Raw genomic sequence first — 13,920 nt, forward strand, 5'->3', positions numbered from 1 at the left:
ATGGACGGCGAGCGGTGCTTTAGTTCAGCCATTATTGGACGATCGCCGCCTTCACCGTCGATTGCTTCAGCACATCCAAAAAGGCAAAAACCGATCGCGGCAGCAGCACATCCGCAACGGTAATCACACCGATAGTTCGCTCTAGCGGCACGGGCAAACGGCGAATTTGGATGCGATCGGGAATCGGCTCAGCCGACAGTCGCGGCATAATCGTTGCGCCCAACCCTTGCTGCACCATGCCCAAAATCGTCGAATCTTCGCGCACGTTGTAATCCAAGCTCAGATGATAGCCAAACTTTGCCAGATGCTCATGCACCATTTTGTTATGCAGCAAATTGCGCTGATTCATCACCATCGGAAAATTCACGAGCTGCGGCCAAGTCAACGCTTGATCGTCAGCCAAACTATTCGGCGGCAGCAAGGCAACAAACTCATCACGAAACAATTCTCGCGCTTCAAATTCCGGCAGCGTTGGCAAAGCGGTAAATCCCACTTCTGCTCGCCCTTCGCGTAACGCCTGCTCCACCTCCAAAAAGCGATCGCACTCGGCAATCATCACGCTTAAGCGCGGATATTTTTGCCGAAATCGAGCGATCGCGATCGGCAAAACATGCGTGGCAATGCTGCGAACAGCGGCCAGCCGCACCTGTCCATCCTGCAAATCTCGCAGATTCTGCGCCTTTTGCTGCATCCCGTCTAGCAGTTGCAAAATCTGCTTCGCATCCGGCAAAATCTGCTCTCCTTCTGGCGTCAACGTTGCCCCATGCCGACCCCGCGCCAGCAAAACCACGCCGATCGCATCTTCCAAAGTCGCGATCGAGTGGCTAATCGTGGATTGCGAAAGCTCAAGCTCTAGAGCAGCCTCACTAAAGCTGCCCAAGTCGGCGATCGCTACTAGCGCTTGCAGTTGAGAAATTTTTACTTTGCTTTCGCCCATGTCTTGTCGATCGATTTTGAATTTAGCTTAAAAAGCGATTGAACGATTATCTATCGATTTTTTAGATAAAAGCAATGAACTGAATCTTTTGATTGATTTTTCCGATGCCTCTATCGTTTGAGAAGTTAAGAATTCACACGAAAATGGATTTGCTGATCGCGATCGCTTCTTCCTTTGCTCTCCTCGTCCTCAGCACTCGCAAAGGCATTTTTATCGCCTATCCGCTGCTAGCAGCAATGATCATATTTATTGTGCTGCTCATGCAGCGGGGATTTTCTTTCAAAAGCTTATTAGAAATGGCATTTCGAGGCAGCAAAAAGTCAACTTCTGTCTTCAGCGTTCTGCTGATGATTGGTGTTGTTACAGCGGTTTGGATGGCAGCGGGAACCGTGCCTGCGATCGTCTACTACGGCATTCAATTCATCAATCCAAAATTCTTCATTCTCGCTGCATTTCTGCTCACCAGCTTTGTCTCGCTCTTAATTGGCACATCGTTTGGAACCGTCAGCACGATCGGCATCGCTCTGATGATTATGGCAAGCAGCAGCGGCATGAATTTACATCTTGTTGCAGGCGCAATTATTGCCGGAGCGTATGTGGGCGATCGCTGCTCCCCCATGTCTTCGAGCGCCAATTTAATCGCTAGCGTGACAAAAACAAATCTGTACAGCAACGTCAAAAGAATGTGGCGAACTTCGCGGCTGGCCTTGAGTTTATCGATCGCCCTCTACACAATCTTCTCACTTCTCAGTCCAGCCGCCCAGATCGATCAAAAATTTGCGACAGAAATCGATCGCCTCTTTCAAATTGGCTGGATTGAGCTATTACCCGCAGCGGTCATTTTAATTTTAGCTTTTTTGCAAATCGAAGTGAAGCGATCGATGCTTGTCAGCATTGCTGTCGCCTCAGTCATTGCCCTAACTAAACAGCATTATTCACTTTTTGAATTAGCGAAATTTGCCGCGATTGGATTCCGATTAGAAGAAGCTTCATTTCTTCAGGAAATCTTGACAGGCGGCGGATTGTTGTCAATGTTACGAGTTACGATCGTCGTGATCATTTCAACCGCTTTTGTTGGCATCTTTGCAGAAACTCAGGTGTTAGGACGGGTCGAAAGCTGGCTCGATCGCATCCGCACCAAAGGCGATCGATTTTTGGGCGTTTGTGCGATCGGAACGGGCGCAGCGGCCTTTGGCTGTACGCAGACGATCGCGATTTTGCTAACGCAGCAGTTGGTGCGATCGAAATATAAAGAAAACGAAACAGATAAATCGAATTTGGCGATCGACCTGGAAAATACAGTAGTGGTAATTTCACCACTGGTTCCCTGGAATATTGCTGGACTCGTTCCCGCGACGATTCTTAGCACAGATGCAAACTTTATCCCGTTCGCTTTTTACCTTTATCTGCTTCCCCTGTTAAACTTAATTGCGCTAAAGTTCACGCCTCAACTTCGCAAATTATGCAGCTTACGCCCCAAGAAAAAGACAAGCTCCTCATCTTCACTGCCGCCCTTTTAGCTGAACGCCGCAAAGCCAAAGGCCTCAAGCTCAACTACCCCGAATCGATCGCCTACATCTCCGCTGCCATCCTCGAAGGCGCACGTGAAGGCCGCACAGTTGCCGATTTGATGACCTACGGTACAACCCTTCTAACCCGCGACGATGTCATGGAAGGAATTCCCGAAATGGTGCACGAAGTTCAGGTTGAAGCCACCTTTCCCGATGGCACAAAATTGGTTACGGTTCACGATCCAATTCGCTAGTTTATAAGCTGGAGCTTGAGTATGATTCCTGGTGAAATGTTTATTGAAGATGGAGAGATCGAGCTTAATGCAGGTCGATCGATTGTCACGCTAAAAGTGGCTAACACAGGCGATCGACCAATTCAAGTTGGCTCACACTTTCACTTCTTTGAAGTCAACAGAGCCTTGAGTTTCGATCGCGAACAAGCCAAAGGAATGCGACTTGATATTCCGGCTGGAACGGCGGTTCGATTTGAACCCGGAGACGAACGTGAAGTAACCCTAGTTGCCTTAGTTGGTAGTCGGGAAGTTTATGGGTTCAATAATTTGGTGGATGGAGCGATCGATCGCATTCAAGACAATTCCGAAGAAAAGAAAGGCGACAAGAAAAAAGGCAAAAAGAAGAAAAAATAATGTATCGACTTTACGACTATTACGATTCTGGCAATGGCTACAAAGTGCGACTGCTGCTCACTCAGCTTGGTATTCCATTTGAGTATATTGAAAAGGATATTTTGAAGGGCGAGACGCGATCGCCTGACTTCCTCGCTATCAACCCAAACGGGCGCATTCCCGTCCTTGAAGTGGAACCAGATTTGTATTTAGCTGAATCAAATGCCATTTTGATTTATTTGAGCGAAGGAACTAAATTTTTGCCGGAAGATAAGCTCGATCGCGCTCGCGTCATGCAGTGGCTTTTCTTTGAGCAATACAGTCATGAACCGTTCATTGCCACTTCAAGATTTTGGCTCAGACATGGTTTTGCAGAACAGAAGCAGCAGGCGCTTCAAGAAAAGCAAGCACTCGGATATGCGGCTTTAGAAGTATTAGAAAAGCAATTGAAAGATCATTCATTTTTAGTTGGCGATCGCTACACGATCGCCGACATTGCCCTTTACGCCTATACTCATGTCGCGCCTCAAGGTGGATTCAGCTTAAATCAATTTCCGGCAGTTCAAGCTTGGTGCGATCGCGTCTCAAAGCAGCCAAATTACATTACGATTGAAGCAAAGCTGTAGATAAAAAATCGCCTTCAACTGGAGCATTCATCATGACAGAAACAAGGAACGTCTTAGGAGAACCGCTCGAAGTTTGCTCGATCGATCCAATGACTGGATTCTACCGCAATGGCTGCTGTGAAACGGGCGAGCAAGACACAGGAACGCATGTGGTTTGTGCTCAGGTGACGCAGGAGTTTTTGGAGTTTACCAAGTCGCGCGGCAATGATTTATCAACGCCGCGATTCAATTTTCCTGGATTGAAAGCAGGCGATCGCTGGTGCTTATGTGTCTCCCGCTGGAAAGAAGCATTTGATGCTGGCGTAGCACCGCCCGTCGTCCTTGCCGCCACGCACGAAAAAACGCTGAGCGTCGTTTCAATCGAGCAGCTTCAAAATGCCCTCTAGATGATTCGTATCAAAGTCATCAATCCGAACACCAGTCCCGACATGACCGCTTCGATCGATCGCATCGCCAAAGCGCACGCGCCGATCGGTGTGGAAGTCGTGACGACCTGTCCGAGTGCGGGACCAGTTTCGATCGAAAGCTATTACGACGAATATCTCGCGGTCCCGAATGTGCTGGCTGAAGTGCAGCGCGATCCGCATTTTGACGGGTTTGTGCTGGCCTGCTGGGGTGATCCCGGTGTTGATGCCGTGCGTGAAACCACGATCAAGCCTGTCGTGAGCATTGCGGAAGCGTCGATGTATGCGGCCAACGCGATCGCCCCGCGCTGGTCAGTGGTGACCACGCTCGCTCGCAGTCATCACATGGTCGAAGCGATCGTCCAAAAAACCGGGCTGACTGCCCGATGCGCTTCAATCCGCTGCCTCGATCTGCCTGTTTTAGCTTGCGAAACGGATCCAGAAGCGATCGTTACAGGGCTGGAAATGCTCAGTCGGCAAGCTTTGCAGGAAGACAAAGCAGAAGCGATCGTCTTGGGCTGTGCGGGCATGGGCGGACTCGATCGAAGATTGAGCGATCGCTTGGGCGTGCCTGTCGTTGATCCGGTCGCGGCAGGCGTGCGATTCGCCACTGTGCTGGTCGAGATGAAGCTGCAAACAAGCAAATGGCTTACCTATCGCTATCCTGAAATGAAAGCGGGTGGATGGAATGAGTCGCTGAAATCGTGAGCAATTGAACTGACTAAAGCTGAAATATCTGAAAAAATTCTGTATTTTTACAGACGATTTCTGTAACCCGCCCTAACAGTTTAGGAAGCAGAAATCACAGCTTTGTTCGGCAATCTAACAATTCTGTACTTACCTTAATTCACTCAGTACAAGCCACAAAAAACTTAGCAAATACTCAATTTTCGTGATTTATCTATAGGTTAGAAATTAGTACAGGCCTGACGTGGATGCACCAGGAAATGCATTTCCTGGCTGCTGCCGCTGGTCTATTAATAGTTCAAGACGCTTTATTGCAATTCGATCGAAAGGTTGTTCCAGCCTTCAAATTTCGATCGCAGCCTAGGAGAACACAGACAAAACAGCGGCAGCCCCAGCGATTGCAGCAACCATTAATCAAAGCTGAATTGCTTAAGTGTCTTAATTGGTCTTGAAATTCTTAAAGTCATGAATTTTACTTGGCAGTAGTAATTGATAGCTTGTAATTCGATTTCATGCCAGCACAGCGATCGCGGCGACAAGCTGACCGATAGCTTCTAGCTGGTTGATTGCTGAATTCGATTGTGATTCGCTTCTTGAACGCGGCTAGAGAACCCTTGAAAACAAACCACAGAAACGAAAGACGGAGAAAACAATGGAATCACTTGCCTACATTCATGCAGCAGTGGAGTATGAAGATCCCAATCCTGCGCCGGAAGTGCGATCGATCGACGAAATGACTTCGGCCATCCCCAGTTCTGCCTTGATGGGCGTGGCCGGAGCAGCGGTTGCCGTTGGCGTTCTCACCCATGCACCCGACGCGGATGCCGCTTTGCGGCGTGGCAATGTGTGCAGCGCAGTTTCGACGCTGCAATCGACGCTGCAACGCAACGGCTACAGCGTCGGCGGCGTGGATGGCGCATTTGGCAACAACACCGAGTTTGCTGTCAAGCAGTTTCAGTCGAAGAATGGCTTGTCTCGCGATGGCATCGTTGGCCCTTCTACCGCCAGCAGAATGGGCTTGAATCCCAATATTTCCTGCGGCAGTAGCGGCGGCGGTGGCGTTGGTGGTGGCGGTGGCGGCGGCTCGGTTCGCGTCACGGCAAGCAGCGGCCTGAATGTTCGCAGTAGACCGACTACCAGCAGTTCGATTATCGGTTCGCTGGCAAACGGCGCAGTAGTTTCCACAACCGGATATGGTGAAAACGGCTTTATCCAACTCAGCAGCGGTGGCTTCATTGCCTCTCGGTTCACCGCTCCTGCTGGTGGCGGCGGCAGTGGCGGCGTTGGCGGCGGCAGTCAATCCGCTGTTGTGGCGGCTGGAAATGGCTTGAGAATTCGCTCTGGCCCCGGCACAGACTACCGCCAAATCGGTGGGCTAGGCTATGGACAACAAGTCCGGCTCACTGGAGAGCGCGTGTCGCGCACAGGCTACACATGGGCGAAGCTCAGTGGTCAATCGGGCTGGGTCGCAACCTCTGGCCTGAAGTGAGTTAGCAGCGCGATTCAGGCGATCGCAAAGCAGGATGGCGTCTTTGTGTCTGTGCGATCGCCCTTCAATGCACCTTCGGCAGTAGGGAATGCTTGCATCGGTCTTCAAAGCTGGCCGATGCAGGTTCTTTATACAGTCTTGAACAAAAACAACAAATATGAAAACTCAAAATTGGGCAATCTCGTTCCGGGAGCGCTTCGCACTCGCGCTGCTTTCTACAACTGCTGCGATCGTCATGTCGGTTTCCAGTGCGATCGCGCAGACTGCGGAAGTGAATACTCAGGTGAATGTGCGAGCCAATCCCAGTCCGACGGCTGCGATTCGAGCCACGCTGCCCGTAGGCACTCGCGGCACGATTATCGATCGGCGCGGCAATTGGGTTTACCTCGTGGTAGGGCGCGTTGAGGGCTGGGTTTATGCCCCTTACATTACAGAAGCAAGCAGCGGCGGCAGTTCCGGCGATCGGCAAAGCGCCACGATTAACGCTTCTGATGTGAATGTGCGATCGAATCCCAATTCCAACGCTGCGATTCGGGCAACGCTGCCGCAGGGAACAGGCGTGACGATTATCGATCGCAGCGGCAACTGGTCTTATGTGGTAGCTGGACGAGTCGAAGGCTGGGTTTTCTCTCAATATCTCACGGTGAACAGCGGCGGCAGTTCAGGCGGACAGATTGCAATCACCAATGTGGCAGATGTGAATGTGCGATCGCAGCCAGATCCGTATGCGGCCATTCGTGCCACGCTGCCGCAGGGAACGGGCGTGACGATCACCGATCGCAGCGGCAACTGGTCTTATGTGGTGGTGGCAGGTGGACGAGGCGAGGGCTGGGTCTTCTCGCGATATCTAACGGTGGGCGTTGGTGGAGATGGCACAGGCGGCGGATTGATTACTCCCGGATCAGTTCCCTAAGCATCGCGATCGAATGTCGCTTTGCCCGATGCGGCATCAAGAAATCGTGACGAGGAACTTGTTCAATTCAGTCAGCATTGACTGCAAGTTCCTCGTCTTTTCACCTGTTGGGTGAAACGAATCAAAATTCCGTTAAAAGCAGCTTGAATAGACATTCACAATGTCATGAAAATTCGCGCTAATTCGGCTCGACGATCGCTCAATTTCAGCGCAATCTATGCCGCGATCGCTGGAAGTTTAGTTTGGCTTTCTTTAGGTTTACAGTTCTATTTGCTAACGGCCAAAACGATCGAAAATGGCTCCGGCTTGTGGGTCGGCATCGCTCGATACTTTGGCTACTTCACGATCTTAACGAATATTTTAGTTGCGCTTGTGTGGACTGTGCCGCTGCTGATCGGCAGAAGTCGCTGGAGAAAATATTTGACGCGATCGAGCGTCAGAACGGCGGCTGCGGCTTATATTGCCATAGTTGGGTTGGGCTACTCGCTGCTGCTGCGACATCTGTGGAATCCAGAGGGTTGGCAGCTTGTGGCCGATCGAATGCTGCATGACTTCACGCCGATCGCATATGTTTTGTTTTGGTTTCTCTTTGTGCCAAAGGGCGACTTGCGCTGGCGCGATCTACGATCTTGGCTGGTTTATCCGCTGGTTTATTTGACGATCGCGCTTTTGCGTGGCGCAATTTTTGGCTGGTATCCCTATCCGTTTCTGGAAGCGAACAATCTGGGGTATGTTCAGGTGTTTTTGAACAGCGGAATGCTCTTGATTGGATTTCTTGTGGTTAGCTCACTTCTCATTGGCATTGGCCGACTGACTGGCCGAACTGACTGACCGAATTGATGTAAAGAAAACAAATTAGCGACACAGGTTGCGATCGCCTTGAATGTCGCGATTGGTTCGCAAAAAGTCGCGGACGCGATCGCAACCATAATTGAGCAAATCGACTTCCAAAATTTTTGGCAAATCCCAGACAATCAGCGTGTTGTCTTCGCTGACGGAAGCAACAAAAGTTTTATCCGGGCTGAAGGCGACGCCGCGCAGAGCAGCGCTGTGTCCGCGCAGGCTGACAAGTTCCGTGCCGTCTAGATTCCACAGCTTCAGCGTCGTATCAACGCTGCCAGAAATCAAGCGTTGACTGTCTGGGCTGAAGGCGACGCCCCAAACGGCGGCAGTGTGACCTGTAAACGTTTTGAGCAGTGTGCCGTCGATCGACCACAGTTTCACGGTTGAATCACCACTGCCAGAGGCAAGCATTTTTCCATCCGGGCTGAAAGCGACGCGCCACACCGAAGCTTGATGACCCGTCAAGGTTTTGAGCAACGTACCGTCGATCGACCACAGTTTCACGGTACCGTCGGCACTGGCTGAGGCGATCGTCTCACCATCTGGGCTAAAGGCAACTTGCCAAACGGTGGTGCGATGTCCGGTCAAGGTTTTGAGCAGTGTGCCATCCGGTCGCCACAGCTTGACGGTGCTGTCATCCCCGCCGGATGCGATCATATTCCCGTTTGGACTATACGCCACGCCCCAAATCGCCGCCGTGTGTCCACGAAAGGTTTTCACCAGCGTTCCGTCCCGCTGCCAAAGTCCGACGAGGTTGCCGCCGCCTGCCGAGACCAGAAATTGATTGTCAGGACTGAAGGCAACCGAGGCCGTACCCACTTCGTCACCCGTCAGCGCTCGAAGCAGTTTGCCTTGCGAATTCCAAAGTTTTGGCCGACCACCGACCGTTCCCGTTGCGATCGTTTTGCTATCCGAACTGATATCAACCGCAAAAATGCCGCCTGCATGAGCAGTAACGATCGTGCGGAAAGGATTGTCACTTTGCCAAAGACTGACCAGATTTTCTGTGCCAGCGGAGGCGAGGAAGCTGCCGTCCCGACTCCAGGCCACGTCCCAAATGGCTGCTGCATGACCTCTGAGCGTGTTGAGCAACGTTCCGTCTCGGCTCCACAGCTTTACCGTCTTGTCCAAACTAGCCGAGGCGATCGTCTGTCCGTCAGGACTCCAGGTCACTTGATTAATGGTGGCTGTGTGCCCCTCAAGCGTGTTGAGCAGTGTTCCGTCTCGACTCCACAGCTTCACCGTTTTGTCACCGCCGCATGAGGCGATCGTTTGCCCATCTGGACTAAAGGCAAGCCCAATCACTAGCGAAGCTTGGTTTTGCAGCGTTTTGTCAAGCGTTCCATCGCGCTTCCACAGTTTGATTGTGCGGTCATAGCCGCCGCTGGCGATCGTTTGTCCATCCGGACTCCAAGCGAGTGCCCAGGTTCCTGCCCCGCCCTGTTGCAGAATTTGGATGGGTGAAGTTCGATCCGGTCGCCAAAGTTTCACCGTTCCGTCCATGCTGGTAGACGCCAGCAGTTTGCCATCCGGACTCCAAGCCACGCCCCAAACGGGAGCGTTGTGTCCCTGAAGCGTCCGCAGCAGCTTACCGTTCCGCTGCCAGATTTTCAGCGTGCGATCGTCACTGGCTGAAGCAATGAACTGACCATCCGGGCTAAACTGGACAGCGCGGACAGTTGCCTGATGGCCGCTCAAGGTTGCCACTTCAGTTCCGTCCCGTCGCCACAGTCTGATGGTGCGATCGACCCCACCGGAAGCAATTAAAGTGCTGTCAGAACTGATATCAACCGCAAGAACAGCCGCTTGATGACCGCTCAAGCGATTGATTTCATCCACTTCATAAACAGACTGCTGCAATACGCTGTTGACTTGTCGTTCAATCTCTTGATCTGTGTTCTTCAACGCTTGCAGTTTACGCTTTGCTCTAATCGCTTCAATGAGCGCATCGAGCCGCCGATCCGATAGAAAAAGGCCGTTTGAAGACGAAACTAGCGCTTGAATTTCACTCAGTCGCGCTCGCTGTTCGCTCTCGATCGCTTGACGATACTGCCCGAAACTTCCAACTCCCAAACTAATCGAAACCACCAGGCCAATACAAACCGCAGCCAGCAGGAAGCGTTGCAGGCTAGCAATTTTCTTTTCAATTTTGAGACGAGTTTCAACCGCCTTGAGGCGATCGGCTTCCCAGCGCTGCTGTGCTTCCCGCCGCTCTAGTTCCTGACTGGCTGCCAAAAATTTATAGTCCAGGTCGCTGAGGCTTTTGTGCTGCGTCCAGTCCCGCGTTTCTTGCAGCGCTTTTCCTCGCAATAATCGCGATTCATCCTGAAAATCCGAGGCCACCCAAGCATTCAGCGCTTGCGAATAGGGACGTAAGTTATCAAGCTGTTTGGCAACCCATTTCTCGTTAAAAATCGATCGATAAATCAAATTCTTAACGTGCAAAAATCCTTGATGTTTCTCCAGCAGTCCCGTCAGCAAAAGTTGCGTCTGCTCAAGAGAATCATCGGCCTCGATCGCGTCCTCTGCCTGCAAAATCTGCTGATAAATGCCAAGCAATCGGCCTGCTCGCTGCTGATCAAACAACAAGCGATCGCGAATTGTTCTGAGATGTTCTGGCTCGTCTTGCGATTCCCAATTTTGCAAAATGCACGATCGCACAAGCTGTTCAATCCAAAATGCTTCGGTTCCAGGTGGCAAATTCAGCTTACCGTCAGCCGCTTCCCAAGCTGATTGCAGCGCAAGCTGACAGAGTTTTTGAGTTAGAAACGGCTGACCGTTCGTCCACCGCAATATTTCTCGCAAAACCGCTTTTGGCTGACTAATATGAGACTCTAAACCCGTCAGCAGCGGTGTGGCTTCATAGAGTTGAAATCCGTGCAGTTCGATCGCTGTGCCGATGTTAAACGGAGTCCGCCGCTTATCTGCGATCAGATCAGAAGGAGTCGCCACGCCAAATAAGGCAAATCCCAGACGATCAAATTCCGGACTGCGGACGCGCTGTTCATAGCAGTGACGGATCCAGGCAAAAAAATCATTAACCGGAAAACTTAAGCTCAGCAAGCTATCAATTTCATCAACAAAAATGAAGATGCGGCGATCGACATTCGGCAGCAACACTTCCTCAACAAACTGATGAAGTTGCTGAATTGAAGATAGATCAGCTTGCTCTTGCCACCACTGCTTTAAGTCAATTCGATCGGACAAGTTCAAGTCGTGAAACAGAACGGTGATGATGCCGCGATACCACTGTTTTGGCGTAATCGTTTCGCTACCCAACTGTGTAATATCCAGATAGGCACAGGCACAACCTTCCGCTTGCAATCGCGCACTCGTGCGCTGAAGCAGCGAGGACTTTCCCATCTGCCGCGAATTCAATACATAGCAAAATTCGCCGTCTCTTAAGGCATGATAGAGGCGATCGTCTGCCTGACGAATCACATAGGTTGGATCGTCGCTACGAAGACTGCCACCTGCCTGATATCTCATACAAGTTTGCTGTAGAAACTAGTGTTGAAATGCCAATAGCTGCTGCTTGAAGTAGATACGGTAAAGCTCACATCGGGCTACAGTGTGTTCTCCTTCACGTCGAATTAATCCTTGACTTTCAAGCTTATAGGTTTGAATCGGATTGATTGCAACGTCGGGTCGATCGCCCAGCATCACCGCTAAAGCTTCAACCAAACTCGGATTTTTTTGCAGATTTACCCATTGATGCCACAGATGATTTTGAAAAATTCCACCGTTTTCGATCGCGCCTTGCAGCACTTGTTCCAAAGAAATCTGTTGCGTGCAAACATGATAGAGCGCAATCCGAATTAAAGCAGGATGTCCGCCAACTAGTGCGATGAGCTGCTCGACTTCTTTCACACCCCAATTTAAGCCGTGTCGCTCAACGAGATCTTGAACCTGCTGCGGCGTAAATTCAGGCAGTCGCAGCGGCAGACCCACGTTAAAGGGCGATTGATTAATATTGAGCGACACATACTCTTCGGTGGAGTAAATCACAACGAGCCTGAGCTTTTGTAAGTTGACGTTGCGTCGAGCGTCTTCATACCACGATCGCAAGAGCGGAAAAAATTCTTGGGCGAATTCAGGGTGTTCAAAGAAGCGATCGATCTCATTAAATAGCAGGACAATTGGACTATCAATTTGCTTTAACAAATAGTTTTTGAGGTAGAAAGTGCAACTGAGCTTGCTGCCAATTTCATCGTCCCAGTGCTCATCAAGACGCGGTTCAACGTCTAGCTCTCTGGCAACTCGCAGACAAAAACTCCGCAAAAAACGCTGCAAATCCGTCAAACAACTCGCATCGATTTGATTGCAGTCGATCGTCACGATGCGATAGCCCTGCGCTTCTGCAAAGTCTACTAGCCGCAGCATCAACGAGCTTTTTCCCATCTCTTTCGGGGCGCGAATCCGAATTACACAACCGGGCTGCGTCACTTCCTGATAGGCCAGCGTTTCAATTGGCGGACGCCCAATATAAAACGGCGAATCGAGCGGCTCAGGCCCATTGGGATAAGGCATCGGCTCAGATTCAGCGTGCCGCGATCGCATCCGCACTGGCTCAGGCTCATCTAGCTCGCTTAGCAGCGCATAGTCTTCTTTGTGCAGTTCCAGATTGAAAGCGCTAAAGCAAAGCCGTAGTGTTCTTTGGTCAACACCTGAATTGAGCGACCACAGCCGCGTCAGTGTTTTTGTTGAAAGATTGATACGATTGCCCAACTCTTCTAAGGTGAAGCGATCGCCTTGGTTTTGCTCGATTTCGACTAGGGCGATCGCCGCTTGCAATCGCTGAAGCCCGCTCGGAGTCAAGACCACACCGCGCTGCCGCCGTTTTGGTTGACTGGTTGCCTCTGTCCATCTGCTTCCGTTCACACCCGACTATCCTCTACGAATTGATACAGAGGAGCTACCATAGACTGTTTAGCCTATACTGCTCTAATGATATCTATCGAAGGATAGATTTACGAGTGCAATGGAATGGAATTGCAGAGCGCGATTCTATGCTACCGACGCCTGAGAACTAGGGGATGAGCCAAGGGAGCGGTGCACCATAGGGGTTTTCCCGTAGATCCAGAACTTCCCAGGTCGCAGGAGTGACCACTCCTGTAACAGGAAGATCATAGCGCTGTTGTAAGTCGCGAATTGCGCTTTCGGTTACCGCTCCAAAGATGCCATCAACGGTGTTCAATCTAGGATTGCCAAGCCGCACACTTGCCGCCCCCAAATAGCCGTTGCTCTGCAAAATTCCTTGGAGTTTGCGAACCGCTTCACCTCGACTGCCTCGTGCCAGTGTGGGCAAAGTTTGCTCGGTGTAGGCTGTTGCAATCAGAAGCGGAGCTTCCGGAGGCGCGGTTGCCGTTGCAGACTGAGAAACGAAAATCGGTATTCCGAAAGAACTTACGGTCAGCAACAGTGAGAACAAAGGTTTCAACAACATTGAATCTAACTCAAAGAATTTAACTCGAACTACAAGCTTTGTGAATGGTGTCGATCTTTTCAAGGTAGGCAGCTTGGGCAGTAATTCAATGTTGCAGTAGGTGTTTGCAGTCCATCGAACCACTGCCCATTCACTCCTCAACAATCTCGATATCGATCGCCCTAAGGCGTGGTTTAAGATCGCTTAATCCTCCCCAACCCTCCTTGAAAAGAAGGGAGACGAACCACCCCTCAAAATTTCCCTCTAGAAGGGGGATTGAGGGGGATCGATGCCTGCAAAGAGTCGCGATCGCACACCACTCTTTTTGGAGCTTTGAAAACATGCGCTAGGGCTTCATGCTCTCGCGCACGATTTCCTCGCGCTCCAGGACGCGGCGTGTATCATCGGCAAACACCGCTTGGTAGACAAAGCCCGCTAGCACCGCTCCCACAATCGGCG

Annotated in this window: 13 protein-coding genes; 9 read left to right on the top strand and 4 right to left on the bottom strand. The window is 50.9% G+C overall.

Annotated elements, in window-relative coordinates; genetic code table 11:
• Positions 1 to 31: 31 nt before the first annotated feature.
• A complete protein-coding gene (locus H6F67_RS17035; protein ID WP_190767819.1) occupies positions 32 to 937 on the bottom strand; it encodes a LysR family transcriptional regulator in 906 nt (301 codons plus the stop codon).
• A 104-nt stretch (positions 938 to 1,041) separates the two neighbouring features.
• Between H6F67_RS17035 and H6F67_RS17040 the strand changes: the two genes are divergently transcribed.
• From H6F67_RS17040 to H6F67_RS17080, 9 genes are all read left to right on the top strand, one after another.
• Positions 1,042 to 2,457: a Na+/H+ antiporter NhaC family protein gene (locus H6F67_RS17040; protein ID WP_242020682.1), complete on the top strand. Its 1,416-nt coding sequence runs from the start codon at positions 1,042 to 1,044 to the stop codon at positions 2,455 to 2,457.
• Entirely contained in the window at positions 2,400 to 2,702 is a 303-nt protein-coding gene (gene ureA, locus H6F67_RS17045; protein WP_190767820.1) for an urease subunit gamma, read from the top strand. Before H6F67_RS17040 ends, ureA begins: the two co-directional genes overlap by 58 nt.
• Before the next feature lie 21 nt (positions 2,703 to 2,723).
• Positions 2,724 to 3,095 (top strand): urease subunit beta, encoded by a 372-nt coding sequence (locus H6F67_RS17050; RefSeq protein ID WP_190767821.1) that lies wholly within the window; start codon positions 2,724 to 2,726, stop codon positions 3,093 to 3,095.
• Positions 3,095 to 3,700, top strand: coding sequence for a glutathione S-transferase family protein (locus H6F67_RS17055; protein WP_190767822.1), 606 nt, complete (start codon positions 3,095 to 3,097; stop codon positions 3,698 to 3,700). Before H6F67_RS17050 ends, H6F67_RS17055 begins: the two co-directional genes overlap by 1 nt.
• Positions 3,701 to 3,732: 32 nt before the next feature.
• Complete coding sequence (locus tag H6F67_RS17060; RefSeq protein WP_190767823.1) at positions 3,733 to 4,086, top strand: DUF2237 family protein; 354 nt, start codon at positions 3,733 to 3,735, stop codon at positions 4,084 to 4,086.
• Positions 4,087 to 4,812: an aspartate/glutamate racemase family protein gene (locus tag H6F67_RS17065; protein WP_190767824.1), complete on the top strand. Its 726-nt coding sequence runs from the start codon at positions 4,087 to 4,089 to the stop codon at positions 4,810 to 4,812.
• 631 nt (positions 4,813 to 5,443) lie between these two features.
• On the top strand, positions 5,444 to 6,280 hold the full coding sequence (locus H6F67_RS17070; protein ID WP_190767825.1) for an SH3 domain-containing protein: 837 nt from the start codon (positions 5,444 to 5,446) through the stop codon (positions 6,278 to 6,280).
• 157 nt (positions 6,281 to 6,437) lie between these two features.
• On the top strand, positions 6,438 to 7,193 hold the full coding sequence (locus H6F67_RS17075) for an SH3 domain-containing protein (RefSeq protein WP_190767826.1): 756 nt from the start codon (positions 6,438 to 6,440) through the stop codon (positions 7,191 to 7,193).
• A 165-nt stretch (positions 7,194 to 7,358) separates the two neighbouring features.
• Positions 7,359 to 8,024, top strand: coding sequence for a Pr6Pr family membrane protein (locus H6F67_RS17080; RefSeq protein ID WP_190767827.1), 666 nt, complete (start codon positions 7,359 to 7,361; stop codon positions 8,022 to 8,024).
• A gap of 24 nt (positions 8,025 to 8,048) precedes the next feature.
• Here H6F67_RS17080 and H6F67_RS17085 read toward each other — a convergent pair whose 3' ends face one another.
• The 3 genes from H6F67_RS17085 to H6F67_RS17095 form a co-directional block, all read right to left on the bottom strand.
• Positions 8,049 to 11,525, bottom strand: coding sequence for an AAA-like domain-containing protein (locus tag H6F67_RS17085; protein WP_190767828.1), 3,477 nt, complete (start codon positions 11,523 to 11,525; stop codon positions 8,049 to 8,051).
• 18 nt (positions 11,526 to 11,543) lie between these two features.
• Positions 11,544 to 12,917, bottom strand: coding sequence for an AAA-like domain-containing protein (locus H6F67_RS17090; protein ID WP_190767829.1), 1,374 nt, complete (start codon positions 12,915 to 12,917; stop codon positions 11,544 to 11,546).
• Positions 12,918 to 13,065: 148 nt separating this feature from the next.
• Positions 13,066 to 13,482: a peptidoglycan-binding protein gene (locus tag H6F67_RS17095; RefSeq protein WP_190767830.1), complete on the bottom strand. Its 417-nt coding sequence runs from the start codon at positions 13,480 to 13,482 to the stop codon at positions 13,066 to 13,068.
• Between the last annotated feature and the right edge of the window lie 438 nt (positions 13,483 to 13,920).

The sequence above is a fragment of the Microcoleus sp. FACHB-1515 genome, from assembly GCF_014696105.1.
GTDB lineage: Bacteria > Cyanobacteriota > Cyanobacteriia > Elainellales > Elainellaceae > JAAUTJ01.